Origin of the sequence: Bacillus kwashiorkori (assembly GCF_001375515.1) — a bacterium.
In the GTDB taxonomy this organism is placed as follows: domain Bacteria; phylum Bacillota; class Bacilli; order Bacillales; family Caldibacillaceae; genus Bacillus_BK; species Bacillus_BK kwashiorkori.
Window position 1 is genome coordinate 207,161 of sequence record NZ_CTDX01000013.1, and the last position, 25,187, is coordinate 232,347.

25 protein-coding genes are annotated in these 25,187 nt (G+C 34.0%); 16 read left to right on the forward strand and 9 right to left on the reverse strand.

All coding sequences use genetic code 11. The features are described 5' to 3' along the window. Positions 1-183: 183 nt before the first annotated feature. Together BN1242_RS05175 and BN1242_RS05180 are read right to left on the reverse strand one after the other, a co-directional pair. Positions 184-1,437, reverse strand: a complete 1,254-nt coding sequence (locus BN1242_RS05175) for an ABC transporter permease (RefSeq protein ID WP_062352331.1) — start codon at positions 1,435-1,437, stop codon at positions 184-186. After that, positions 1,430-2,329: an ABC transporter ATP-binding protein gene (locus BN1242_RS05180; RefSeq protein WP_062352333.1), complete on the reverse strand. Its 900-nt coding sequence runs from the start codon at positions 2,327-2,329 to the stop codon at positions 1,430-1,432. The genes BN1242_RS05175 and BN1242_RS05180 overlap by 8 nt, the downstream gene beginning before the upstream one ends. A 352-nt stretch (positions 2,330-2,681) precedes the next feature. Between BN1242_RS05180 and BN1242_RS05185 the strand changes: the two genes are divergently transcribed. Then, on the forward strand, positions 2,682-2,867 hold the full coding sequence (locus BN1242_RS05185; RefSeq protein WP_062352334.1) for a YhzD family protein: 186 nt from the start codon (positions 2,682-2,684) through the stop codon (positions 2,865-2,867). A 209-nt stretch (positions 2,868-3,076) separates the two neighbouring features. Here BN1242_RS05185 and BN1242_RS05190 read toward each other — a convergent pair whose 3' ends face one another. From BN1242_RS05190 to BN1242_RS05200, 3 genes are all read right to left on the reverse strand, one after another. After that, positions 3,077-3,946, reverse strand: coding sequence for an HAD-IIB family hydrolase (locus BN1242_RS05190; protein ID WP_062352336.1), 870 nt, complete (start codon positions 3,944-3,946; stop codon positions 3,077-3,079). Positions 3,947-4,066: 120 nt separating this feature from the next. After that, the gene (locus tag BN1242_RS05195) at positions 4,067-4,417 is read right to left on the reverse strand and encodes a YlbF/YmcA family competence regulator (protein WP_062352338.1); all 351 of its coding nucleotides are present in this window, start codon (positions 4,415-4,417) and stop codon (positions 4,067-4,069) included. Positions 4,418-4,624: 207 nt separating this feature from the next. Next, on the reverse strand, positions 4,625-5,761 hold the full coding sequence (locus tag BN1242_RS05200; protein ID WP_062352340.1) for a DUF445 domain-containing protein: 1,137 nt from the start codon (positions 5,759-5,761) through the stop codon (positions 4,625-4,627). 166 nt (positions 5,762-5,927) lie between these two features. Between BN1242_RS05200 and BN1242_RS05205 the strand changes: the two genes are divergently transcribed. The 4 genes from BN1242_RS05205 to BN1242_RS05220 are packed head-to-tail and all read left to right on the forward strand — an operon-like array spanning position 5,928 to position 10,893. Then, entirely contained in the window at positions 5,928-7,301 is a 1,374-nt protein-coding gene (locus BN1242_RS05205) for a YheC/YheD family endospore coat-associated protein (protein ID WP_062352343.1), read from the forward strand. Beyond that, on the forward strand, positions 7,283-8,395 hold the full coding sequence (locus BN1242_RS05210) for a YheC/YheD family endospore coat-associated protein (protein ID WP_062352346.1): 1,113 nt from the start codon (positions 7,283-7,285) through the stop codon (positions 8,393-8,395). The genes BN1242_RS05205 and BN1242_RS05210 overlap by 19 nt, the downstream gene beginning before the upstream one ends. Then, positions 8,361-9,734, forward strand: a complete 1,374-nt coding sequence (locus tag BN1242_RS05215; protein ID WP_062352349.1) for a YheC/YheD family endospore coat-associated protein — start codon at positions 8,361-8,363, stop codon at positions 9,732-9,734. Before BN1242_RS05210 ends, BN1242_RS05215 begins: the two co-directional genes overlap by 35 nt. After that, positions 9,715-10,893 carry a YheC/YheD family endospore coat-associated protein gene (locus BN1242_RS05220; RefSeq protein ID WP_062352352.1) on the forward strand — a complete coding sequence of 393 codons (1,179 nt, stop codon included), beginning with the start codon at positions 9,715-9,717 and terminating at the stop codon, positions 10,891-10,893. The genes BN1242_RS05215 and BN1242_RS05220 overlap by 20 nt, the downstream gene beginning before the upstream one ends. Positions 10,894-10,968: 75 nt before the next feature. Here BN1242_RS05220 and BN1242_RS05225 read toward each other — a convergent pair whose 3' ends face one another. Beyond that, on the reverse strand, positions 10,969-11,229 hold the full coding sequence (locus BN1242_RS05225) for a metal-sensitive transcriptional regulator (protein WP_062352356.1): 261 nt from the start codon (positions 11,227-11,229) through the stop codon (positions 10,969-10,971). A 285-nt stretch (positions 11,230-11,514) separates the two neighbouring features. Here BN1242_RS05225 and BN1242_RS05230 point away from each other — a divergent pair, with 285 nt between their 5' ends. Both BN1242_RS05230 and BN1242_RS05235 read left to right on the forward strand, forming a co-directional pair. Continuing rightward, positions 11,515-12,444, forward strand: a complete 930-nt coding sequence (locus BN1242_RS05230; protein ID WP_062352359.1) for a PucR family transcriptional regulator — start codon at positions 11,515-11,517, stop codon at positions 12,442-12,444. Between the two features lie 93 nt (positions 12,445-12,537). After that, a complete protein-coding gene (locus BN1242_RS05235) occupies positions 12,538-13,647 on the forward strand; it encodes an ABC transporter ATP-binding protein (protein WP_062352362.1) in 1,110 nt (369 codons plus the stop codon). Between the two features lie 36 nt (positions 13,648-13,683). On the opposite strand, the gene BN1242_RS05240 is transcribed toward BN1242_RS05235, so the two are convergent. Further along, positions 13,684-13,926: a hypothetical protein gene (locus BN1242_RS05240; RefSeq protein WP_062352365.1), complete on the reverse strand. Its 243-nt coding sequence runs from the start codon at positions 13,924-13,926 to the stop codon at positions 13,684-13,686. A gap of 392 nt (positions 13,927-14,318) precedes the next feature. Between BN1242_RS05240 and BN1242_RS05245 the strand changes: the two genes are divergently transcribed. Next, positions 14,319-14,531, forward strand: a complete 213-nt coding sequence (locus BN1242_RS05245; protein ID WP_062352549.1) for an alpha/beta-type small acid-soluble spore protein — start codon at positions 14,319-14,321, stop codon at positions 14,529-14,531. Positions 14,532-14,580: 49 nt separating this feature from the next. Here BN1242_RS05245 and BN1242_RS05250 read toward each other — a convergent pair whose 3' ends face one another. Then, the gene (locus BN1242_RS05250) at positions 14,581-15,672 is read right to left on the reverse strand and encodes an ATP-binding protein (RefSeq protein ID WP_062352367.1); all 1,092 of its coding nucleotides are present in this window, start codon (positions 15,670-15,672) and stop codon (positions 14,581-14,583) included. A 610-nt stretch (positions 15,673-16,282) separates the two neighbouring features. Here BN1242_RS05250 and cls point away from each other — a divergent pair. The 8 genes from cls (at position 16,283) to BN1242_RS05290 (ending at position 24,906) form a co-directional block, all read left to right on the forward strand. Beyond that, positions 16,283-17,731, forward strand: coding sequence for a cardiolipin synthase (gene cls, locus BN1242_RS05255; protein ID WP_062352368.1), 1,449 nt, complete (start codon positions 16,283-16,285; stop codon positions 17,729-17,731). Between the two features lie 188 nt (positions 17,732-17,919). Continuing rightward, on the forward strand, positions 17,920-19,122 hold the full coding sequence (locus BN1242_RS05260; protein ID WP_062352371.1) for an SLC45 family MFS transporter: 1,203 nt from the start codon (positions 17,920-17,922) through the stop codon (positions 19,120-19,122). Positions 19,123-19,279: 157 nt separating this feature from the next. Further along, positions 19,280-20,440, forward strand: coding sequence for an MFS transporter (locus BN1242_RS05265; RefSeq protein WP_062352374.1), 1,161 nt, complete (start codon positions 19,280-19,282; stop codon positions 20,438-20,440). Positions 20,441-20,652: 212 nt separating this feature from the next. Further along, the gene (locus BN1242_RS05270) at positions 20,653-21,951 is read left to right on the forward strand and encodes a right-handed parallel beta-helix repeat-containing protein (protein ID WP_062352377.1); all 1,299 of its coding nucleotides are present in this window, start codon (positions 20,653-20,655) and stop codon (positions 21,949-21,951) included. Further along, positions 21,939-22,445 (forward strand): nitrous oxide reductase accessory protein NosL, encoded by a 507-nt coding sequence (locus BN1242_RS05275; RefSeq protein ID WP_420806002.1) that lies wholly within the window; start codon positions 21,939-21,941, stop codon positions 22,443-22,445. Before BN1242_RS05270 ends, BN1242_RS05275 begins: the two co-directional genes overlap by 13 nt. Positions 22,446-22,531: 86 nt before the next feature. Next, a complete protein-coding gene (locus tag BN1242_RS05280) occupies positions 22,532-23,344 on the forward strand; it encodes an ABC transporter permease (RefSeq protein ID WP_062352381.1) in 813 nt (270 codons plus the stop codon). After that, positions 23,344-24,045, forward strand: a complete 702-nt coding sequence (locus BN1242_RS05285) for an ABC transporter ATP-binding protein (RefSeq protein ID WP_062352555.1) — start codon at positions 23,344-23,346, stop codon at positions 24,043-24,045. The genes BN1242_RS05280 and BN1242_RS05285 overlap by 1 nt, the downstream gene beginning before the upstream one ends. A 207-nt stretch (positions 24,046-24,252) precedes the next feature. Continuing rightward, complete coding sequence (locus tag BN1242_RS05290; protein ID WP_062352384.1) at positions 24,253-24,906, forward strand: response regulator; 654 nt, start codon at positions 24,253-24,255, stop codon at positions 24,904-24,906. A 105-nt stretch (positions 24,907-25,011) separates the two neighbouring features. Here BN1242_RS05290 and BN1242_RS13630 read toward each other — a convergent pair whose 3' ends face one another. Further along, complete coding sequence (locus BN1242_RS13630; protein ID WP_158661047.1) at positions 25,012-25,161, reverse strand: hypothetical protein; 150 nt, start codon at positions 25,159-25,161, stop codon at positions 25,012-25,014. Positions 25,162-25,187 lie beyond the last annotated feature (26 nt).

The window sequence follows — 25,187 nt, forward strand, 5'->3', positions numbered from 1 at the left end:
TCATGACACCTCACACTTCAAATATGATAAGCGAATGAATGTTCTTGTTAATATTATACATTGCTAACTGGCGTTTTCCAAGTATAAAAAAGGCTGTCTAAGTAGTACTAACATAAGACGGTAGCCATTTACCTTCCTACCATCTTTGTTAGTCGTCCTATCAGACAGCCTATTCAAGAAATATTATTCTTTCTTTGATAACTGTAATGCTTTTTTAATATCCTTCAACGCATTAGAACTGCCATACATTAATACTCCACCTTTATATACCCGAGCACCAAAGATTGCCAGCAATACAATCGTTAAAATCGTTAATGCGATGCTTAGTAGTGGCTCCCAAAGTGGAAGATCTAATAAGCCGACTCGCATAAACATAATCATAGGTGTAAATATTGGAATATAAGAAGTAATCGTAATGTATGTTGCATCAGGTGTAGACAAACCGAACATAGCAAGCATAAAACCAATAACTACTAACCATATCATCGGTTGAACAGCCTGATTTACATCCTCTATTCTACTAACAATTGAGCCTAAAAAGGCAGCCATAGTAGCATATAAGAAGAAGCCAAGCAAGAAAAAGATGAGTGCATAAATTATGGTTGAAAGCGAAATATTTTCAAAGCCAAAGACAGAGAAAAATCCACCAGTCATTTCATCTAAATTTTGCTTAATTGCGATATAACCGACACCTAACCAAACGGCTAATTGGGTAAGACCGACGAGTGCCACCCCAATTATTTTCCCAAACATTTGTGATACTGGCGAAACACTAGAAATTAATATTTCCATTACCCTTGAAGACTTCTCTGTAGCTACTTCCGTTGCAATCATACTAGCATACATAATTACTGCAAAGTAAATAAAGAATAGTAAAATATACACTAATCCTCTAGCCTGACTAATCTCTTCTTCAGACTTTACATTTTCCCCAATAGCAATCTGCTCCATTTCTGCTTGTTCATTAAGCAATTGCAATTGGTCTGTAGATAAATTTAATTGCTCCGATACGATGCCAATCCTTACTTGTTGAAGGGCAAGATTGATTTGCTCTGGCAACGAATAATCCATTAACGATTTTGCTTTATAGGTAGCTTTTGGCAGCCCATTTTCGTCTAATTGCAAGATGACAATTGCATCCAAATCCCCGTCTAACACCATTTTTTCTAATTCAGACTCATTAGAATTAGGAACAATTTCAATATCCTCTGTTATATTCGTAACCATATTTTGAAATGGAGTTAGCAATTGCCCAGTTTCATCCAGCACCGCAATTTTATCCTTATTACCTCCGTCACCTTCAAAAGCATCAATAATATTTGTTATATTCGCTAACACGAAAATAAGGCCTAAAGTAATTAATGTAGATATAATAAATTGTTTTGTTTTTACTTTACTCGTATATGTATGAGAAAGTACAATCCAAAAATTATTCATAATCCACACCTACTTTCTCAATAAAAATATCGTTCAGAGATGGCTCATCAAGAACGAATTTCCGAATGAAACCTTTACCGGCTAATTCCTTTTGGATTTTTTCTGCTACATATTCCCCTTCGATTTGTAATTGCATACCTTCTGCTGTTTTTGTTGCTTTCGTTACGCCTGGGAAATTAGTTAAAAAATGAATGTCGAAGTCGGAGTGAATAATTAAATTCTTTTTACCAAATGAACGTTTTATATCTTTTAATGAACCATCAACTACTGGCTTTCCTTTATGTAGTATGCATAAGTGTTCACATAATTCTTCTACATGTTCCATTCGGTGACTAGAAAAGACAATAGATGTTCCAGAATTTTTCAAATCAACGACCGCTTCTTTTAACATTTCAACATTAATTGGATCAAGTCCGCTAAAAGGTTCATCCAATATTAATAAGCTAGGTTTATGAATAACCGCAGCAATAAATTGAATTTTTTGTTGATTACCTTTGGAAAGTTCCTCTACTTTTTTATTCTTATATTCTGGTACCCGAAAACGTTCCAACCAGTAATCTAACTCTTTTAACGCTGACTTTTTATCCATTTTTCGCAATCTAGCTAAATAAACTAGTTGATCTACTACTTTTAACTTCGGATACAGTCCGCGTTCTTCAGGTAAATAGCCGATTTGTGGGCTTGTGGAATAGTCAATTCCCCCCCCATTCCAAGTAATATTTCCTTCACTTTGACTTAACAGCCCTAAAATCATTCGAAATGTTGTTGTTTTCCCCGCGCCATTTGCACCAAGGAAACCAAACATTTCTTTTTCGGGAATGGTTAAGGATAAATCGTTAACTGCTGTGAAGTCCCCGAATCGTTTTGTGACATGCTCTAATTTCAATACCATACTCTTCTCCTCCCTTACATAACAAATTTACGACTATCAAAGAAAAAAGTTTCATTTTTTTCCATAAGCAAATTATACTTGATATAATTTAAGAAAAGAAGGGAATAAACGAAAGATAAGAAATTTATATTTTTATTCATGAATAATTTTGTTAAAAAATGAACGAAATTGAACGAACCTCCACTTAACAGTCAGCAAATTTTTCATTAAACTAAAAAATTGTATTATATTTTTGTCGGAACGTAGTTTTTATTGGAACTATAAAAATTGGAGTTATATAATTGTATATAGGGCAATCAAAGTGAAAGTTTTGAGAGAGGAAGAAGTTTTAACAGCCAAAGGGGGAAGTATTATGGCCATTTATCGTCTGACTGTGTTTGAAAGTAGCGGGGATAAATTAGTTGATGAGGCAATTGAAGCAATTACTGATACAGATGCAAAAGAGCTTGGGGAAAAATTTCTAGCAGAAAAACAATTAATTGATAAAACTCATCGATTAGTTTCACCAGATGGGCGTTTAATTCTTTTTCATGTTTAATCATCGTGCTTTTTGAGTCAACATAATGATCCCAAAGGTCGAATTCGTGGATTCGCCGTATGAAATTTTAAACCCAAGAATGGTTGTTATAACTACATTCTTGGGTTTTTAACATTCAGGCGAAACCTTGTTTCTGGATTGCTATTCCCTTAACTATACTTTTCTTTTTAGTTAGTTCCTTCATGCTATCCTTATCGTGCTTTAAATCTTTATTTTTCTTTTAAACTATTGATTTTTTCTAAAAAGGCAATTGGCTGTTGTTTGCGGAAATGCTCTTTAACCATATACGCAACTCCATGTTCCGTATTAGTTCTAGTAATCCAATCTGCTGCCTGTTTTACTTCATTAGGTGCATTACCCATCGCAACCCCGATAGGAACTGCTTCCAGTATATCTATATCATCTAACCCGCTGCCGATAGCAACCATTTGTTTTAATGTTATTTGTAAATAATCACCTACATACATTAACCCAGCAAGTTTCGATACGCCATTCGGCAAAATGATTAATTGATTTTTATATAAGTATGGATCGATTTCGTAATACATAGCCTTCAATGCGGCAAAAGCATCTAATGCTGCACTTTCACTTGAAAACTCCACTTCTAAATGGGTTGGATGGACTGATTCTTCCTCCAAATATTCACTTAAATCTTTAACAAAATGGTGATGATACATCGAAAAACGGTTTGTATCGATTACAGCCTTACCGATAAGGCTTTGTTGTTCTACTTGCTTGTTACTAACTGAATATTTTTCATGGACTAGGCGAATATGGCAAGAAAAGGTTTCGAGGAATTGTATGAGTTCCAATAAGATGTTTTCGGGAATTCGCTTCACATAAATGGCTTGATCCACTGAGGAGGCTATAAAGGCCCCATGATGGGCAATAATTAATGACTTTAGTTTTAATGCTTTTGCAATCCGTTTAGCGAAAATAAAATTTCTTGATGTGACTAAAGTAACATATACTCCCTTATTTTGGACATAATCAATTGCTTCTTTCACCGATTTATGCAGACGGCCATTTCTTTGTAAAATCGTACCATCAATATTCATTGAGAGCAGACGATGTACCATATGTGCTCCTCCTTCGCAATTCTAAAGATGTCATCCTAATAAAACTACTATGTAAAATTAACTGGATATAGAACAAAAGGATAAAAAAAGAGCTGCAGTTTTTGCAGCTCAAGTCATTACTTATTTCATATTGTTATACAATTCTTCTAACGGTTTCATGACAACTTTATTAATTTCACCAATAACCATGCTCATACGCTGTTCAGCTTCCATTAAAGCAACGATTTTTTCATTTTGTTGAATGACTGCCACTAGTTGCTGTGCATATTGAACTTCATCATCAGGAATTGGTTCACCCATCATCCGTTTTTCTTCTAATTTCATTTGAACATTGCGGAAATTATCGAACATTTGACGTGCTGAATCATCAGCATATAACTGTTGATAACGAGCTTTCAATTGTGTGAACTCATCACTTTCACGAACTGCCTTTTCTAATACTAATGCACTATCCATTATGTTTTCTGCCATTTAGAATCCCTCCAATTATCTTTTTAACAACGGAATATAGGAAGATTCTCACTATGAAAAGTTTCTTATCGTCTATATTTGCAAAAATCGATTCCACTACCGTTTTTATCCATTGCCTTTACACTATAACAAAATATGAAATGGAATGCGAGGCAGTGAATTATTTTTATTAACTTAAAAACGGAATCAGCTAAAAATTTCGATTCATTAACCGTTCATAATTACTACGATAATTCCTTGTACGAGCCCAATGATTCCACCTAAGTATCCACCTAAATACGTTATCATTTTCAACTCTCTGCGACTAATTGCTAATACCATTTCCTCTAATCTTTCTGTTGAAAAAGATTCCACTTGTTTTTCAACCATCTCGTTAATTTGTAGTTTCGTCATGATCGAGTCTACATGATTAACTACTTCTTTACTCGCCATTCGTACCATTTCTGGGACAAATGAATGGACAACCGTATCAGCAAAAGGAGCAGTTACTACTTTTATCGGTAATTCAAAGACATTATTTAAAGATAAAAACGATAACAGCAGTTCCTTGATTTGTTGAACCCAGTTATTTTCCTTACCCTTCGTAAAATTAGCTAAAGGTTGTTGTTTTAAACTATCCACTTCAGCAGTTAACAAATTTTCCAATAGATCGTGGATTTGTGGCTTTGCTAACATTTTCACTAATTCCTGTTGAATTTTATCGGCTACTGGACGGTTACCGAGGACCATTTGTACCATTCCGCCAAACAACCCTTTTTTCAGCAATGTTTCATCTAGTTGTTGCTGAATGAAATTTTTCGCCTCTTCACTAGCAAAATAAGCCTGTATTTTTTGTAACAAGTAAGTTGCCAAACTCGGGACTTTTTCTTCTAATTGGAGCCAATATCTTTCTGGTATGAGATTGTCTAATGTTTTGTCACGATGCTCTGCAAACCATTCGGAAACTTTATTGGATACATATACGTCCAACTTCGAATGGACATTCTCTTCTACATTGGAGAGGCCGAGTGATTGTAAAACATCCCTAACTGTCTGTTCCGATTGTAGCCACCCATATATTTTTCCTTGTAGAAATTTTACAATTTCCTCATGAATACTTCCTTCTAACAATTTACTTTTTACAGTTTCCGGTGTAACAAGATGATTAATAACAAGTAAGCCTAATTGCTTTGCTAATTCATTCCTTCGTTTTGGAATTAACCCTGGGGTAAATGGCACTCGCCAATGACGTATATATATAGCTTCATATGGACGAAATAACATTTTGATTGCTAATGAATTCGTTACACCGCCAATAATTGCCCCGATTACAGCCATAGAAATAATTATTAAAATACTATTCATTATTGTCTACCTTTCACATTTTTATTCCATCATATTGTTATGCACGGAACTAGGCAAACACACATATGATGTAGAAATTACTTTGCAACAAACATGGTGAAAATTAACTAACCAGTAATTCTATATTGATAAATTATAACTTTACACTTAGTTGGGAGCAAATAGTATGTCCAATTCTGTTCATCAACCACTATTGTTAGTGACCAGCTCTAACATTCAAACTAATTATCTCATAGTACCGAAGAAATTTAACAAACTATTTTCTGAAAATATCCAAAAGGTAATGATGAAATGCGGCAATGAAAAGAGATGTATCGCTTTGAAGTTTGTCGAGTCATCTGATCATCGACTATTATGTCACCCTTCTGTACTTATCGACTTAAAATTACCGGTTACGATACAAACAATATCTTGTCATTATTGTTCTAGTACTTCCGAGCTTATTCTTGGCCCAATTATAGGAGTAGTAACAGATATTAGAAAAGATGGCAACTACCCATTTCCTACAATTGAAAAGTTTAGTCAAGAGTTAATGATGTTTCTTCAAGAAAAGGCAATACCAGTTTTTGTTTATCCGTGGAGTTCGATCAAAAAAACCAAATATGACGGTTATTTTTTCAACGGAACAACATGGGAAAAAGTTTCATTACCAAAGCCTCATTTTCTTTATAATCGGATCCATTCCCGTAATATTATGTATTCCAAACAATACAAACACGTCTTACAAGAACTAAAGGAAAAGGATTTGCCATTATTTAATACCGTTTATATATCCAAATGGGATATGTACCATTTTTTCAATAATACTGGAACATTAAAGCGATATTTACTAGACGGTGAACAGCTAACTTCTCAGCAACTAGCTACTTTCTTCCATCAATATAGTACGGTGTTTCTTAAACCAATTTTTGGAAGTAAAGGAGTGGGCATTTTTCGTGTTACAAAAAGAAATCACTCTATGATCATAGAAACGCCTGAAAATACCATTTATGAAACTAATGATTTTAACAAGTTATGGGAGTATTTACAATCAAAAATAAATCCGAACGACTATATTGTCCAAGAAGAAATAAAGCTGATTCAACTGGATGAGCAATATATTGATTTTCGAGTGTTAACAAATAAAATAACGGATGAAAAATGGCAAATTACTTCCATTGTAGCCAGACTTTCAGAGAAAGGTAAATATATTACTAACTTAGCACAAGGCGGAAAAAAAATGTCACCGTATTCTTTATTGCTAAAAGTATTCGGGACTCCGCAGGCAAATACGATTTTTTCATTAATGAAAGAATTAACACTTTCTATCGCATACCATTTAAACGAGCAACTCACAGACCAATTTTGTGAATTAGGTGTCGATATTGGCGTCTCTTCGGATGGTAAAGTGAAATTAATCGAAATAAATAGTAAACCAACGAAGAACGAAGAAAAACTTTCAACTAGCATTCGTCCTTCAGCAAAAGCAATTGGGTTATTTGCCGAATATAAAGGAACAAAGATAATGAAGGAGAGTTGTAAATGCACACATTCGGAATAATTACGATGGATCGCGATGCAGAAAAAGAATATATTACTGAATTGGGCAAACGAGCACCATTCCATCAATTTATTTGTCATGTATTTTCACCAAAAGATATTTTGCCTAACAAAAGTACAATCAATGGATACGTATTTGATTCAACAAATAACGATTGGAAGGAATCGGAATTTCCACTACCAAATATTTTGTATGATCGATGTTTTTATAAGAATGAACAGGAGATGAAAAGGTATTCTCCCATTATCAACTGGTTGAAACAGCGGAAGGATGCATGTTTCCTTGGCTATGGGTTACCGAATAAATTTATCATGTACGATTGTTTGAAACATAATCAGCTATTAGCTCCTTACTTGCCACCAACGAAACAAGTAATTTCTGCAAGCCAAGTTCTTAAGCAGTTATCGATCGATTATCCAATCATTTTAAAACCTGTATTCGGTTCACAAGGAAGAGGAATATACGTACTACAAAAAGCATTGGACGGTATTCAGATTAAAACAGTAAAAAATAATCAGCTGATTGAAAAGACATTAACAATTAGTCAAACAGAAAAATTAATCAGTAAAATGATTTCTCTTCATAAATATCTCTTTCAACCATTTTTAAAGCTACAAACGACCGAAAAGCGGCCTTATGATATACGCGTATTTTTACAGAAGGATGGAAAGGGAAACTGGGTGGAACGCGGAAAAGGAATCCGTATGGGAAAAGGAAATTACCCGATTTCAAATTTAGCTAGTGGCGGAGTTTGTTTACCATTCGAAAAGTGGTTAGCCACCTTTCAAAAGGAAAGGGCAACGTTTATTGCAACAGAAATTCAGGAATTAATTCAAAGCCTGCCATCCATGTTAGAAACTATTTTTCACCCATTTTTTGAAATAGGAATCGATATATCTATCGATCAAAAGGGGGCCATCTGGATATTAGAAATAAACTCTAAACCAGGGAGAAACGTTTTATTCCATTTATATCCAGAAATGAAAGACAAACTTTATGATGCACCATTCCAGTACGGAAACCACTTACTCACTTTGTCTTCAGGAGGTCAGGAAAACTGTGAAGAAAAAAGCATATCGAATAGAACTATTTGATCATGAACAAGCAATTCTTTACTATCCAAAGAACTTGCAATTTCCCGAGCTTAACTCAGTTACATTTGGTTCATATCGGATGGAAGCAACGATTTTACCACATAAGACAAAAAAACAAACGATCGCTATTAGTAAATCACTTGCCAACCAATTAAATGTTCCATCTATTCCATTAAAGCTCCATTTAGTAGAACATGAAAAAAACTTATTCATCGGCCCAATTATCGGTATTTTTACAGCTGGTTTTACGAAATTTCCGCAAGTACCAATTGGAAATCGTTCCTATAACTTTTCAAAGTACTTTAAAGACTATGAAGCAATTGGTGTTTTACCAATCGTATTTGGCATTCAACATATAGAATGGGAAAAAGGCACCGTAAATGGCTTTTTTTACTTTGATAGTAAGTGGCAGCAACTGACCATCCCGCTTCCAAACGTCATTTATGATCGATTACCAAATCGAAAAATAGAAAATTTGAAGCAAATGAAACAGCTGAAGGAAAAAATAGAGAAAGAATATAAAATACCTTGGTTCAATCCAGGATTTTTTGATAAGCTCGATGTTTATCAAAAATTATCCCAATCAATTGATGTAAAACCGCTTTTACCAGACACATTTCCGTTAGAATCCAAAAAACAATTTCTCGAGTTAATCGAGAATCATCACTACCTATATGTTAAGCCAAGAAACGGTAGTTTAGGTAAAGGAATTTACCAAATTAAAGTTATTAAAGGAAGGTTTTTCGTAAGATTCCGCGAACTTGAGAAGACGAGATTATTAAAATTTCCTTCTGTACAAAGCCTTTGGAAATATTTATTATCCAAAATTACTATTAGTGACTATATTATTCAACGAGGAATACCATTATGGAAATTAGGAGAAAGTGTTGCCGATTTTCGCATTCATACTAATAAAGATAAACATGGCAAATGGCGAGTTTCAGCGATTGCTGGAAAAGTGGCAGGGTTAGGTAGTGCAACAACTCATTTAATTGCGGGTGGAGAAGTGAAATCATTAGATGAAATATTTCCAGTTGAACAAGAACGCAAAGAACAATTACAGAAATTAAAAACAGCAGCCATTTTACTAAGTGAGCATTTAGAGAAAAAGATGGACGGAATTTTATGCGAAATTGGTTTTGATTTAGGAATGGACGAAAATGGGAAACTATGGATGTTTGAAGCAAATTCAAAACCAGGAAGATCCATATTTTCTCATCCAAAATTAAAGAACATTGAACAATTATCTCGCAACTACGTATTAGAGTATGGCATCTATTTAGCTAATGACGTTATTATCCGACCAGAGAAATATTTCCATGATTTTGTATTACAATAAAAAAACGGAAATGTGGAGCCATTCCAATCAAAACCTACAATTAACTTTTGGGGCAAATACACTCCCTATCCCCTGGGAAAAAAATTCGAACCCATGTTTAACCTATAAAGTTCATCAAAAAGGTAACAAAGTCGGCCCAATAGTCGGAATTATGGTCCACCAACTAGAAGGGAAATTTTTCGGCAACAAAAAATTTGTTTCTTCTATAGCAAAAAAATTAATTAAAAACAAATGCATACCGGTGATTTTTTCTTTTGACCAATTAATCGGAGAGGAGAAAATTGCTGGATTACTATACAATCATCAAAAAAATAATTGGATTCCTGCTAGTTTTCCCATACCCGATATCATTTACAATCGAATCAATAACCGGCAAATTGAACAAACGAGAAAATTTCATCAAGTACTACAACATATAAAAAGCAAAAACATCCCTTTTTTCAACCCACACTTTTTAAATAAATTCGCCACACACTTAATTTTTCGTACAGATAGAGAGTTGAAAAAATATTTGCCACCAACTATATCTATTTACTCTAAAGAAGAATTAGCTGCATTTTGCAGAAAATGGAAAACCGCTTATTTCAAACCACGTTCAAAAGCTAGAGGATCAGGGATATTTATTGCAAAGTTTCATGATGACGGGACAATTATCGTAAAAACGTATGAAAAGGTGAAAAAGTTCCACAGTTTCCACTCTTTTTGGCAAACATATAATAAGCAATTCATTAAAGATCAATATTTGGCCCAAAAAGCGATTTATACGAAAAAACATAAAGGAAGGCGGTACGATTTTCGTGTTATTGCCCATAGCGATTTGTATCGTTATATAGTAATCGGCATTGGGGTGCGTGTTGCAGGAGATCATAACATTACTACGCATGTTCAAAGAGGTGGGAAACTAATATCATTTGATAAAGTTGGCTCAACTGCTCTTTACAAGCATATTTCTTTCATAATAAATAAGATTGGCAAGCAGTTAACGGATCACTTCGGTTATTTTGGTGAGTTTTCGGTTGATATTGGTGAAACTAAGAGAGGGGAATTATATATCTTCGAAGTGAATGCAAAACCGATGAGTTTTGATGAAGAAAAGATAGAAGAAAAAAGACTGAACCATCTATGTCAACTATTTTTAGCTTTAGCAAAATTTCAATAGTAGGGGCTGTCCCATAGCTGAATATTATTTTATTCTATTCTATGGGATCGCCCTTTTTAGCAGACATTTCTCCTCTTATCTGCTTTTTACTAACATATCAATTGCTTCTTGAATGGCTTCTTCGGAGTTCTCCCCATTATTAGATGCTTCAATAATACAGTGTTGTAAATTTTTTGCTACTACTACACCGATAGATCGATCGATGGCAGATCTAACTGCACTCAATTGTGTAACAACTTCCTTACAATCTTTTCCTTCTTCCATCATCCGCAGGCAACCGCGAATTTGCCCTTCAATTCTTTTCAATCTATTTTTCAAGTCCTGTGAATACTCCATCATTTGCACCTCTTTTATCTTTCTTACCATTATAACCTATTTTCATAAAGTGATGTTGTTAGTTGAACGAGCTACACATCTGACTTGCACTCACCCTATAACCTTTTCTCTGAAGCGTCTGAAACGAGGATATAGTTATTCTAATATTATGATTGAGTGCCCATTAATGCGAAAAAAGGAGAATAAATTATACCTTACCCATTCCTCCGTGAAAATTGGATTGAGCTCCTAGTAATAAAAATGATACATTAATAATAATTAAATTACTACTAAAGGAAGGTTACAATGATTAATAAAATTTGCGAAATTTTTTCTGGAGCGGAAATTTTATCAAAACCATTTATTAAGCAAAAAGACACACTTTATTTTTTGGATGAAAAATCTAACCAATATCTCGCTATTCCAAAAAACAAAATAACGGAACGCGAGCTAACACTGTTGTCTACCATTTTCATTCCAGTAGAAGATGCGTTTTCTAGCCCACTAAATCAAACAGTGACGCAAAAAAAATGGCATGACTACTTAACAGGAAACGGACAACTTCCAGAAAATGATAGTTCGCGAGTTCGTTTCACCCATTTTTATTTTGATGGTATATGGGAAAACTTTTTAGAAGCAGTGAATTCTTATTTTCAAGAGTCAATGATTATTATTTGGCTAAATGAACAAAATGGCGTCATTATTGAAGAAGAGGCTATTGATTGTTTAACAAAGGATGATTTCCAATCCTTTTCCGAAGCCATTATTTCTGATTTTTATTTTGAAGTTTATTTTTATGTCGGCAGATTTTTTTCGGTTAATTACCATTTAAAAAATCACTTTCATAGAGAACAACAATATTTTCATGAGTCCCGTCCATTTTCCCGCAGCGAGCGAATTTTTACTTTTGAAACTACTTTTCCCTTCTATCTCTTAACTGCTAATTCTAAGGAATTACTTAATACGATGAAAGCAGAATGGGTAGACATTTTTCAATATGATGATGAATTATTAGCAATGATCAAGTTATATTTAGAAAATAACTCTAACACTAGTTTAACGGCTAAAAAATTATACATGCATAGAAATAGTTTGCAATACCGGATTGATAAATTTGTGGAATCTTCTTCAATTGATATTAAATCTTTTAATGGGGCATTATGTATATACTTTATTTGCTTATTCGGTGAGTTTTTTTCAAACAATGAACATTTTGCACAAACTGACGAAAAATAGTCTTTGATTTTTGTGCACCTTGCCCATTACTAAATGAAACCATTTTCATTAAAATAAAACATGTAGAAATCGTTTTCATAGGAGGATAATAAAATGGCTGAATTAAAACTTGATCACATTTATAAAGTATATGACAATAAAGTAACTGCTGTAACTGATTTTAACCTTCATATTAAAGACCGGGAATTCATCGTATTCGTAGGACCATCTGGTTGTGGTAAATCAACGACTTTACGGATGGTTGCAGGTCTTGAAGAAATTTCCAAAGGTGATTTATTTATTGATGGAAAACGTGTAAATGATGTACCGCCTAAAGACCGGGACATTGCGATGGTATTCCAAAACTATGCCCTATATCCGCATATGACAGTATATGATAACATGGCATTCGGGTTAAAATTACGTAAATTCCCGAAAGCTGATATTGATAAACGTGTTAGAGATGCTGCAAAAATTCTAGGACTAGAAGAGTACTTAGATCGTAAACCGAAAGCATTATCTGGTGGACAACGTCAACGTGTTGCTTTAGGACGTGCTATTGTTCGGGATGCAAAAGTATTCTTAATGGACGAACCACTATCAAACTTAGATGCTAAACTTCGTGTACAAATGCGTTCAGAAATTGCAAAGCTTCACCAAAGACTACAAACAACAACTATTTACGTAACCCATGACCAAACAGAAGCGATGACAATGGCTACACGTCTTGTTGTTATGAAAGACGGGGTCATTCAACAAGTTGGTTCACCGAAAGAAGTTTATGAAAAACCAGAAAACGTATTCGTTGGTGGATTTATCGGTTCTCCTGCAATGAACTTCTTCTCTGGAAAACTTGAAGACGGTCAACTTTTAATTGGAGAACATAAACTTCAAGTTCCAGAAGGTAAAATGAAAGTGTTACGTAGCCAAGGTTATGTTGGTAAAGAAATAATCTTCGGTATTCGTCCAGAGCAAATTCATGACGAACCTGTATTTTTAGAATCTTTCCCTAATGCAATTGTTAACGTTAAAATAGAAGTTGCTGAGCTACTTGGTGCAGAATTAATGCTTTATTCTTCACTTAATAATCATGATTTCGTTGCACGTGTTGACTCTCGATCAGAAGTAAAAGCTGGTGACACCGTTCAACTTGCATTTGATATGAACAAAGTTCACTTCTTCGATGCAGAAACAGAACAACGTATTCGTCCTAATAATGAGTAATAATAACGGGAGCTGTTAATTAACAGCTCCCTTTTACTATTCCTTTATTCGTTTCGTCTGTTCATTACCACATTGATAACAATGAAAAAGATGCACACACTCATTATTTAAAAAATTGTTACTATATCCATCCTCTAAACGCAACAACTCCGTCTCCATATATGGACTATAATCATCAAAGTAATCACTAATTTTCCCTAAATCTTCCATAGCCCTGGAACAATTTGAACAAAACACTTTCTCCGTTTGCAGACCGTTACAAAATGGGCAGATTCCCATAAATAATCGCTCCTTAGCTCCAATAAAATGCAATGAAATTTGCTATTAGTTTTTCAACATTTCCTTTAATTATCCCCGAACCAATCTTTGTCTCACAAAATTTCATATTAAATAGTCTATATGCAATACACTATTGGCAAGTAAGTAGCATTATATTGAGAAGCGATTAAAAAGGAAATATTTTCCCGAAATTTTTTCGTATAGAAATTTGTATTTTTAACACAATAAGAAATGTAATCAACAAGAGATAATTTATTTCATCTTCCTTTATTGATTACATTTATTTCATCATTGGGTTAAGCCAAGAAAATGGCAGCATGATTGTAATGCTTGCTGGTGTGATTCCAGCTAACCCAACCAAAATTAAAAAAATTTCAGGAGGAGATTACATCATGGCATCAAACAGAAGCAATTCCTCAAACCAATTATTAGTAGCTGGAGCTCAAGAAGCACTTGATCAAATGAAATACGAAATTGCACAAGAGTTTGGCGTAAACTTAGGTGCTGAAACAACTTCTCGTGCTAACGGTTCTGTTGGAGGAGAAATCACAAAACGCCTTGTGCAAATGGCTCAACAACAACTTTCTGGTGGACAACAATTTTAATTACAACTAAATAAATATGGCTAAGCCTCCGCCCCAAGCGGAGGCTCCATTATTCCGATGCTGCAAGCGGAAGTGTAATCGTAAAAGTTGTGCCCATTCCTTTTTTACTATGAACAATAATATCCCCATTATGTTCCTCAATAATTTTATAACATATCATCAGCCCGAGACCGTTCCCATTTTGTTTCGTCGTGAAAAACGGCTGACCAATTTTATGTAAAAATTCTTCTGGAATCCCACACCCTTCATCTTTTATCGAGATACACCCTTTATTATCTCTTTTTTCTATACAAATCGTTATAGACCCTGGTTGATCCATGGACTCCAACGCATTTTTCAACAGATTAATCATTACTTGCTTAATTTTTTGATCATCACATAAAACGAAAACATCTTCCTTAAAAAATTTCCGAATAATTGTTACCCGACTTTGAAAGGCTTCCCCTTCCAATAAACTCATACAGCTTTCGAAAATCGTTTGTAAACTGTTTTTTTGATAATTTGTATCCGTTGGTCTTGCTAAGTACATAAACTCCTTTGCAATCGATTCGATTCGATCGATTTCATATTCCATAATTTGCAAGTATTGTTCGTTCATATTCCGATCAGACTTCATTAACTGAATAAAACCTTTTAATGATGTTAGCGGGTTTCGTATTTCATGAGCAATCCCTGCAGCTAATTCTCCAACTACCGATAATTTAAAATTCCGAAATAATTCATCATGCTCTACTGGCACTTCACGAATAATATTTACAATTTCTACTGGATCTACACTATCTTGCTTATAAATGAATGCCATCGTGGACTCTATCCAAATATAAGACCCATCTTTTTTCCGGAGCCGAAATGTATTAGTAAAAAGATTATCATCGTTCAAATGTTGTATTTCTTCGCATTTTTTTTGAATAAAATTCCGGTCTTTTGTGTGTAAAAATGTCGTAAATTTCCTCCCTAATAGGTCTTGTGGACTATACCCGACAATTGCTTCACTATTTGTCGAAACATAGGAGAAAATACCATTAGGTGTTATTTTCGTAATTAATCGGTTGAAAGTTCTCGCAAAAATATCATATGTTTGTTGTGAGAGATTGTTATCCCCCTGTTCCAACGCCAAAATTTCATTCATTAAAGATCCCAAAAACTCACCCCCAAAAAACTAGATACACAATAAAACGCACTAAATAGCGAACGAATAGCCTGTTATATAATAGTTGATTCTATTATATCAAATATGACATACTAGTGAAACATATTTTTTGAAATTTGCTAAAAGAACAATATTTGTTCAGTAAAAAGAACTGGTAACATAGTCCTAAAAGACTAGATTGAGTTAATTGATTAGTAACACCTGCTACTTTAAGATTATCGAAAAGTGGTTATGCTAATTAGATAAACATGCCGTTTCCATAATCCACCCGTAGTGGGATAAAACGTTACATTATACTTTTAGTTGTATTTTTCATTCCTTTAAAAAGGTCAGATGATATCCTTTTACTCGATGTTACATATTATGTCGTCATCCGATAAATTATGACAATCATTTTATATTTCCTTCTACTATATACCCACATGGTCATAAGATAAACATAAAAGCATCAATTGATAGATTATTACTATTATTTCATTAATTCATGGTTGTTTTCACACATTTTGATCATACTGTTACATCCTATTAATGTAAGATATAATAGTAATATACATACTTTTTCTGTAACAACTGTTTGTTTGATTTTTCTAGGGGGGATTACATGAATTTTATCACTATATTAGTTACATCCATTTTCATTTTAAACTTCTTTATGGCAGGTGCTGTCATCTTTTTAGAGAGACGGGACCCGAGTGCAACGTGGGCATGGATATTAGTCTTATTTTTAATCCCTCTCGTCGGTTTTATCTTATACTTAATTTTCGGACAAAACTTAACGAAGAAGCGATTATTCTTCTGGGAAGATTATAAAAAAATTGGTGTTAACCAATTAATTGAGGAACAGACAAATTTATTAGCTCAAAATAAGTTGCCGCTCAGAACACGTGAAGCAGAAATTCACCGCGATCTTATTTATTTATCATTAACAAGCAATAATGCATTATTAACACAGGATAATGAGATTGATATTTTTACCGATGGGCGAGATAAATTTAACCGCTTATTCCATGATATTAGAGAAGCTAAAGACCATATTCATATGCAATACTACATTTTTCGTGATGATGAAATGGGGAAGAAACTGATTGATCTTTTAACAGAAAAAGCAAAACAAGGTGTAACAGTACGGATTCTTTATGATGAAATGGGATCAAGGAGAATTCGGAAACGTTCTTTTAATAAGTTAATAAAGGCAGGCGGAATGGTAGAGGTGTTCTTCCCTTCCAAAATTCCATTTATTAATTTACGAGTAAATTTTCGTAATCACCGGAAACTAGTGATAATAGATGGAAAAATCGGGTATGTTGGCGGTTTTAACGTTGGTGATGAATATTTAGGTTTAAATAAGAAATTTGGTTATTGGCGAGACACCCATTTACGGATACAAGGAAACGCTGTTCACGCCATACAAATTCGCTTTATTTTAGATTGGAATCAAGCTTCTAACCGTCATGATATATATTATGAAGAAAAATATTTTCCTAAAACTTTCCATTCAGGAAAAATTCCAATTCAAATTGTCACTAGCGGTCCTGACTCTGAGGCGGAACATATAAAAAATGGCTATATTAAGATGATCACTTCCGCTAAAAAATCGATACTTATCCAAACACCTTATTTTATTCCCGACGCGAGCATTTTAGATGCTTTAAGGATTGCGGCATTATCAGGAATTGATGTACAAATAATGATTCCGAATAAACCAGACCATATGTTTGTTTATTGGGCAACTATGTCGTATATTGGTGAATTATTAAAAGTAGGGGCAAAGGTATTCATTTATGACAATGGCTTTGTCCATGCAAAAATGATCGTTGTAGACAAAAATGCGGCATCCGTTGGTACAGCTAATATTGACGTTCGTAGTTTTCGCTTGAACTTTGAAGTAAATGCCTTCATGTATGATGGGCCAACGGCTGAAAAATTAGTAGAAGTATTTGAAAAGGATATGGAGGTTTCACGGGAACTAACATATGAACAATATTTACAAAGGCCGATTATTATCCGCTTTAAAGAATCAATCTCCAGATTACTATCACCAATATTGTAAAGAATCCTTTTTATCAAAGGGTTCTTTTTTTATCGTCAGAAATGAATGATTTTTTATCACTGCCTAATTCAAGTCGTCAAGTTTTCTTTAAAAAATTTATAACAGTTTTACAATATTTATCTTTCAAACAAAATAGTAATCGTTTAAAATGAAGGTATAAAATTGGATAAAGGACGGGGTGGGGAAATTTGAAAAAAACATGGCTATTAGGATTTGGATTTTTTAGTATTAGTATCACTTGGGGATTGTACAATGCGTTTGTACCTCTATTTCTCAACAAATTCATTGGCAGTGCTGCATTGATCGGTTTTTTAATGACCATTGATAATTACATCGCCCTATTTTTACAGCCTTATATTGGTAATCGAAGTGACAAAACGAATACACGCTTTGGAAAGCGGATGCCATATTTAATATTCGGAATGCCGATTGCAGCCATTTTTGTTGCACTTGTACCGTTACATACGTCTCTTGCGACTTTACTAATTTTTATGATTGCACTTAACTTATCGATGGCTATTTTCCGTTCACCCACTATTGCTTTAATGCCAGATATCACACCTGAAAAACAACGAACAAAAGCAAATGGAATTATCAATTTTATGGGTGGAGTTGGAGCAATTATAGCCTTTGGTGTAGGGGGGACTTTGTATAAATTAAATCATTCATTACCCTTCTTTTTAGCAAGCGCCATTATTTTCATTTCCTTAATTATTTTATTAAAAACAATTAAAGAAAAGCGTGATACGATTGAATACAAAGCACATGTGAAACCGAAAATAAATTACAAAGAAGAATTAAATAGACCAACCGTTTTTATTCTATTAGCGATTTTCTTCTGGTTCGTTTCTTACCAAGGTATGGAGGCTCTTTTTACTTTATACGGAGTGAATAAAATAGGAATGGCGGAACATGAAGCAACATTTTCTCTAGCGTTTTTTTCCTTAACCTTCGTCTTATTTGCCATCCCTAGTGGCTGGCTTGGAGCTAAATTCGGCAAAAAACGAATAATATCTATTGGAGTTGTCGGATTGGCTTTAACATTTTTCGCTTTAAGCTTCGTCAGTTCGGTTTTATTATTACGGATTATTCTCTTAATTGGGGGCATCTTTTGGTCTTGTATTAATATTAATTCTTATCCATTTATCGTGTCTACCGGAAATGAGCATAGCATCGGAACTAGAACAGGACTATATTACTTAGTTTCCTCTTTAGCTGCAATTACAGGACCGCCATTATTCGGACAAATTATCGACTTAACGAATGACTATACCTTTTTATTTTACAGCGCGACATTGAGCATGATTCTCGCACTTGTTTGTATATCTTTTGTAAATAACAGTGGAAAAACAACAACAACTGAACAAAATATAATAAACTCTAATCAATAGAAGGATTTTTGCTGATAATGTGATAACATTTCGGGGCTGTGAATTTAACAGTCCCGTTTTCATTACAGCTGATTTAATTGCGCTACTCTTTCCTTCTTTTATACAAAATATGGTACAATAATTTTGCAACTATGATCCTTGTAGGAGAGAAAAACTTATGGAGCAAAAAAAAGCTTTACCAGTCCTTTTTCTTGTGATGTTTCTTGTCATGGTTGGTTTCGGAATTATTATTCCAGTCATACCATTTTATGCAGAAAAACTTGGTGCAGATGCGACTGAGCTTGGTCTTTTAATGGCCGTTTATTCATTAATGCAATTCATCTTTTCTCCTTTATGGGGAAAAGTTTCAGACAAAATCGGGCGGAAGCCAGTAATTATGATAGGGATAAGCGGACTTGCCTTATCTTTCTTCCTTATGGCTATATCAACCAAACTTTGGATGCTTTTTTTAGCAAGAATTGTCGGGGGGCTTCTATCAGCAGCTAACATGCCGACTGTAACAGCTTATGTGGCCGATGTTACCTCGCCTGAAAATCGTAGTAAAGGAATGGGGATGATTGGTGCTGCTGTGGGCCTTGGCTTTATTTTCGGACCTGCCATCGGTGGAATTTTTTCTAAGACAAATTTAAATTTGCCTTTTTTTATAGCAGGTTTCTCTTCCATAATCACTTTCTTTTTAGTCTTGCTTCTTTTGAAAGAATCATTACCGAATGAAAAACGGCAATTTCATAAGAAGGCAATTTCTCGTTGGGCTGCCTTTACTGGCTCTAATTCAGTTCTATTTGTTTTACAATTATTTATTTCCTTATCACTTGCTGGATTAGAAGCTACTTTCGCATATTTTTCTGCTGAAAAAGCTGGACTCGATTCAACACAATTAGGGTATGTTTTTATGATTATGGGACTTGCAGGGGCCATTGTTCAAGGAGGATTGATTGGTCCGTTAACGAAGAAGTTTGGAGAAGCAAGAGTTATCCAAGCGGGAATTATCGTATCTGCCAGCGGTTTCGCCTTAATTTTATTGACGAAAGATTTTACTACAGCAGCGATCTATATTACTATATTCGGATTAGGAAATGGCGTTATTCGACCTACTATTTCCACTTTATTAACAAAGAATAGTACATCTGGTCTGGGTAGTGTTACTGGTTTGTTATCATCGTTTGATTCACTAGGGAGAATAATCGGTCCACCGCTTGGAGGGGCTTTATTTGACTTAGGAAGTGGTCTTCCTTATATTTCTGGTACTATTCTTTCAGTATTCGCTCTCTTTCTATTCCAACTATACAAACGACGGGAAAATGCTCTTAATAATTAAGGGCATTTTTTTAATCCTTTGATACGATTTTCCCCTATTACTACTGTCATTACATTAATTAATTCACTGTTTCTCCATTGATTATTTTTAAAAAATTCACATATGAACAAAAAATAGCTCTTTAGGGTCATATATAAAAATCTGCATTTTTTTTATTTTTAAATTGAATAGAACTATTTTTTCAGCAATTCGATGAGAGGAGATAACAAGAGATGAAAAAGAGAGCTCTATTGGTTCTTGTTATCACAGTTGTTTTTTCTATTCTGCAAAGCGAAACCAGTTATGCGGAAGAAACATCATTACAAGCTTTAATCAACGCCACACCAAAAGGGGGGACTTTGTATTTAGAAAATAAATTATACAGTGAGTCCATTGTAATCAATCAACCAATAAGAATTATTGGTAAAGAAGACACAGGTTTGCAAGCCTGTTCACAGAATCCAGCATTAACAATTTTAGGGGAAAATGTCCAAATCGAAAATATCAAAATTAGTAGCTGTCTTGGTGTGTCCGAATCTGCATCCGTTTTTGTTATTGGTAAAAATCATGTATTTAAGAATATCGTTGTAGAAGCGGATCAAGTCGGTCTATATTTAGAAAATGTCAACGGCGCCCTTTTTGAAAATATTCATGTAATAGGGGCAGGCAAACGCAATGGATTTGAAGTATGGAACTCTGAAGATAACCTATTTACGAGAAATACAATTGAAAATGTTGCAGATGGATTTTATTTAGAAAATTCCCATCATAACCGACTAACGGAAAACGAAGTAACGAACGCCCGGTACGGAATACATGTAATGTACTCCGATTGGATTCAGATTTCTAACAATCAGTTAATGTACAATGTAACAGGTGCCATGATTATGGAAACAACAGGCACTTTCGTAGAGAAAAATATGATTGGCGGCAATAAACAAAATGTTAATGCACAAGGCTTACTTCTATATGATGTATATCAATCCACCATTCAAGAAAACTATATTGGTGATAATAGGGTTGGTATATTTATGGAAAATTCTACGGACAATTTAATTTTGAATAATGAAGTACATGCTAATTTTATCGGGGCACAGTTAAGTCGAATTTATAATAATACGATAAAAAACAATTCTTTTACGAACAATGTCAATGAAATTCAAGCAATCAAGAGCGCAAACAATTCGATTTCAAATAATTTTTGGGACCAAGCAGCAAAACTTGATCTATACGATGATGGGAAAAGCGATATCCCCTATCATGCAGATCCTTATTTTCTTTACTTAACGAAGGAGGTTCCGGAGTTTCAACTTTTCTTCCAACACCCTGGGATGAATTTATTGCAAAAGATGCTGAAAAGCTCTGAAAAATTACTTATAACAGATACACAACCATTAATGGAAAAACCTTGGGAGCCTAGTAGCAAACGTAATGAAATGAATCTTTTCGGGGCATGGATTACGAGCCTTATTATGGTCACCATTAGTACTATATTTATTATTATTGGGAGGAGAAAAAAATGCATACAATGAAAAAAATTACCATATTAGTAATATTATTATCTCTTATTTTAGGAGCTTGCGGGAATAAGTCTGCCAAGCCAGTTACAATTAATGAAGAAACTGCTAAGTGTGAAATTTGCAATATGGCGGTAGCAGATAACCAATTTGCAACACAAGTTGTATTAGAATCAGGTAAAGCTTATCTCTTTGATGATATTGGTTGTATGTTTGAATGGTTTTCCGAAAATGATACTAAAGAAATAGCTGGATCATTTGTCCGAGATTATCACACAAGCGAATGGATAGAAATGGAAGATGCAACCTACGTATATGATCAAAATGTTCGGACACCAATGGCATATAATGTTATTTCTTTTATAAAGGAAGCAGACGCTAAATCATATATTAACAATAATCATGGCAATCTATTAAAATATGACGACTTAAAGAAACATGCATGGCCAGTTAATCAAGAAATGAAAGAAATGAATAAAATGGAACATAAAAAACAACATGGTAATTAAGCGAGTAGCTAGAATTATCATTTCTGTCAAAGCTAATTACCAAATATACGGTTTGTTTGTTTTTTTTCTGGAAAGGGAGTTTTGTCATGAAAAATATATGGATGTCCGAATGGAAGTCTTTAACTAGACAAAAATCCTATTATTCTTTAATAATATTATGGATGTTATTGTTCTCCTTATTATTTTTATTACAAGCAGAAAACGAAGCAGTAGATGGGTATACGAATATAACGGCAACCATTGTAAACATTATTCTTTATTTATTACCATTATTTATGCTTATCGTTGGCTCTTTTTCCATCGCTAACGAACTAGAGAATGGGCAGTGGTATTTATTATGTACTTATCCTGTCGGAATTTTATCGTATTTGTTCGGTAAATTAACTGGTCTATTTACTGCACAGGCAATTGTCTTCACTCTCAGTTTTGGTTTAAGTATGGCAGTAGGATTGTTATTTAGCGTAGAATTTTCTATCAAGCTACTACTGAGTATTTATCTTTTCTCACTGTTGCTCATTTTTATTTTTTTAAAACTGGGGATACTTATTGGTTCTATTGTCAATACCCGTTGGAAAGCATTAACTGTTTCCGTTGCAGTTTGGTTTACTTTCATCATGATTTGGCCAACAGCCTTAATTGCCGTCCTTCGTCTCGTTCCATATCCGATGATTAGTGGGTTAATGAAATTAGCAATGTTTATCAATCCTGCAGAGTTTTTGCGATTCTTTTTTGTTATCAAATGGGGAAGTGGTTCTGTTTTTGGTCAAGCTTACTATTCTTTAGTAAATCTTTATTCTTCCCAAAACAGTTGGATTATTTTAATAGAATATTTGCTAGTATATTTAACATTATTGCTTACTAGCTCCTTCTTGTTTTTAAAAAGGAGGCAAATGCAATGATTACCAATCTTAGCGTTGAACATGTAGTTAAAAAGTTTAAAAAGAAAACAGCACTACATCCCATATCATTATCGGCTTCAAGCGGGGAATGTATCGTATTATGCGGAGGAAATGGTGCAGGAAAAAGTACTTTACTCCATATACTAGCTGGTTTTTCTAAACCGAGTGAAGGTACTGTAAAAATAAATGATATTAACTTTATTACCGAAAGAAAAAAGTATGTATCACTTCTTGGTTATATGCCAGATGAATATCATGCTGGACAACAATTAACAGTCAAGGAATTCCTTTCTTTCTATGGAAGTTTCCGTAATGTTCCATTAGAAAGAGTAAATGAAATCATCCAACTTCTAGGACTTGAGGAGAAACAAAATGAAGAAGTGAAGCATTTATCCAAAGGAATGCGGCAACGACTATTATTCGGCCAGGCTATTCTCGGCAAGCCGAAAGTATTAGTTATGGATGAGCCTACTAATGGACTCGACCCATTTTGGATTAATGTGTTTATTGAGATTGTTAAAAGTTTGAAAGAAAACGGAACTGTCATTATTTTTTCTACACATATGATGGATGTAGCTGCAGAAGTTGGCAATCAAATATTATTTATGGAAGAAGGTCACCTAATAAAGACATTTGAAAATGACTATAAAGACTCGAAGACATTTACGTTGGAACTATTAAGTTATTTCCGTAAAGTATGAACAAGTGAATGAAACTTTCAGCTGTTTTCAAAACTAGCAAACTGTAACAATGTTTGCTAGTTTTATTTCATTTAAGTTTCTTCTTACTATTGCGGTTTTTTATATGGTAACATAAATATATAATCTCGTTCCAAAACTCATTTGACTTGTACACAGTATTAGATACATATTAGCTACACAAAAAACTTTCAAAGGATGCAGAGTAAAATGCAAATTCCATATCGGGTTCTTATTGCAGACCATTCCACTATTGATAGAATAAAAACGAAAGAAATTTTAGCAAGGAATACTTACTTTACTATTATTGGGGAAGCTGAAAACGGAATTGAAGCAGTACATCTTTGCGATGAATTTTTGCCAGATATAGTGTTGATAGATGTAAATTTGCCGGCAATGAATGGACTAGATGCGACAAAAATGATAAAAGATAAGCATCCACTTATAAAAGTAATAATGTTAACTCACTCCGATTATATTGAAGATTTATTTTCTGCTTTACAATACGGGGCACAAGGTTATTTACTAAAAGTAATGGAAGACGATGATTTATTAAGGTTTTTATATTCCGTCATCGAGGGAACTTGTGACGTGACGAAGGATATTGCCAGAAAATTGCTAGGAAGATTCAAAGAGCGTGATTTGCGGGGGGCTCAATCTTTTCAATCTTTAACTCCGAGGGAAAAAGAAGTATTACTGCTTATTGCTAAAGGGTTAACAAACAAACAAATCGCCAACTTTTTTTCCATCTCTGAAAATACCGTAAAAAACCATGTGAAAAACATTTTACGAAAATTGCATTTACAAAACCGGGTACAATTAGCTTCCTTCGCAATGAAAATTTTTACGCATCAACAATATTAAGGGGCTGTTTCTCTGTAAGGAACAACCCCTTCACTGCTATAATACTTAGTACTCCCCATTGTATTGCTTGCATTTGTCGTTCATATTTACCCCTCAATATTAACTTCAAGTAAACAACAACTGCAATCCAAGTAACACCATTAATTCCCTTTCAAATAAAACATGAATATCGACTAACTCCATCATTGCATAATAAGGCTGTAGCAAATAACTTCCAGCAATAAATATAACATACGGAGCTAAACGAGCTGGCACACGTTTCCTCTGTAAATAAATTGCAA

What these genes read in the sequence shown, in the direction of transcription:
- BN1242_RS05175 (WP_062352331.1), bottom strand. Translation starts at nt 1,437, where the DNA reads ATGAATAATTTTTGGATTGTACTTTCTCATACATATACGAGTAAAGTA.
- BN1242_RS05180 (WP_062352333.1), bottom strand. Translation starts at nt 2,329, where the DNA reads ATGGTATTGAAATTAGAGCATGTCACAAAACGATTCGGGGACTTCACA.
- BN1242_RS05185 (WP_062352334.1), top strand. Translation starts at nt 2,682, where the DNA reads ATGGCCATTTATCGTCTGACTGTGTTTGAAAGTAGCGGGGATAAATTA.
- BN1242_RS05190 (WP_062352336.1), bottom strand. Translation starts at nt 3,946, where the DNA reads ATGGTACATCGTCTGCTCTCAATGAATATTGATGGTACGATTTTACAA.
- BN1242_RS05195 (WP_062352338.1), bottom strand. Translation starts at nt 4,417, where the DNA reads ATGGCAGAAAACATAATGGATAGTGCATTAGTATTAGAAAAGGCAGTT.
- BN1242_RS05200 (WP_062352340.1), bottom strand. Translation starts at nt 5,761, where the DNA reads ATGAATAGTATTTTAATAATTATTTCTATGGCTGTAATCGGGGCAATT.
- BN1242_RS05205 (WP_062352343.1), top strand. Translation starts at nt 5,928, where the DNA reads ATGTCCAATTCTGTTCATCAACCACTATTGTTAGTGACCAGCTCTAAC.
- BN1242_RS05210 (WP_062352346.1), top strand. Translation starts at nt 7,283, where the DNA reads ATGCACACATTCGGAATAATTACGATGGATCGCGATGCAGAAAAAGAA.
- BN1242_RS05220 (WP_062352352.1), top strand. Translation starts at nt 9,715, where the DNA reads ATGATTTTGTATTACAATAAAAAAACGGAAATGTGGAGCCATTCCAAT.
- BN1242_RS05225 (WP_062352356.1), bottom strand. Translation starts at nt 11,229, where the DNA reads ATGGAGTATTCACAGGACTTGAAAAATAGATTGAAAAGAATTGAAGGG.
- BN1242_RS05230 (WP_062352359.1), top strand. Translation starts at nt 11,515, where the DNA reads ATGATTAATAAAATTTGCGAAATTTTTTCTGGAGCGGAAATTTTATCA.
- BN1242_RS05235 (WP_062352362.1), top strand. Translation starts at nt 12,538, where the DNA reads ATGGCTGAATTAAAACTTGATCACATTTATAAAGTATATGACAATAAA.
- BN1242_RS05240 (WP_062352365.1), bottom strand. Translation starts at nt 13,926, where the DNA reads ATGGGAATCTGCCCATTTTGTAACGGTCTGCAAACGGAGAAAGTGTTT.
- BN1242_RS05245 (WP_062352549.1), top strand. Translation starts at nt 14,319, where the DNA reads ATGGCATCAAACAGAAGCAATTCCTCAAACCAATTATTAGTAGCTGGA.
- cls (WP_062352368.1), top strand. Translation starts at nt 16,283, where the DNA reads ATGAATTTTATCACTATATTAGTTACATCCATTTTCATTTTAAACTTC.
- BN1242_RS05265 (WP_062352374.1), top strand. Translation starts at nt 19,280, where the DNA reads ATGGAGCAAAAAAAAGCTTTACCAGTCCTTTTTCTTGTGATGTTTCTT.
- BN1242_RS05270 (WP_062352377.1), top strand. Translation starts at nt 20,653, where the DNA reads ATGAAAAAGAGAGCTCTATTGGTTCTTGTTATCACAGTTGTTTTTTCT.
- BN1242_RS05275 (WP_420806002.1), top strand. Translation starts at nt 21,939, where the DNA reads ATGCATACAATGAAAAAAATTACCATATTAGTAATATTATTATCTCTT.
- BN1242_RS05280 (WP_062352381.1), top strand. Translation starts at nt 22,532, where the DNA reads ATGAAAAATATATGGATGTCCGAATGGAAGTCTTTAACTAGACAAAAA.
- BN1242_RS05290 (WP_062352384.1), top strand. Translation starts at nt 24,253, where the DNA reads ATGCAAATTCCATATCGGGTTCTTATTGCAGACCATTCCACTATTGAT.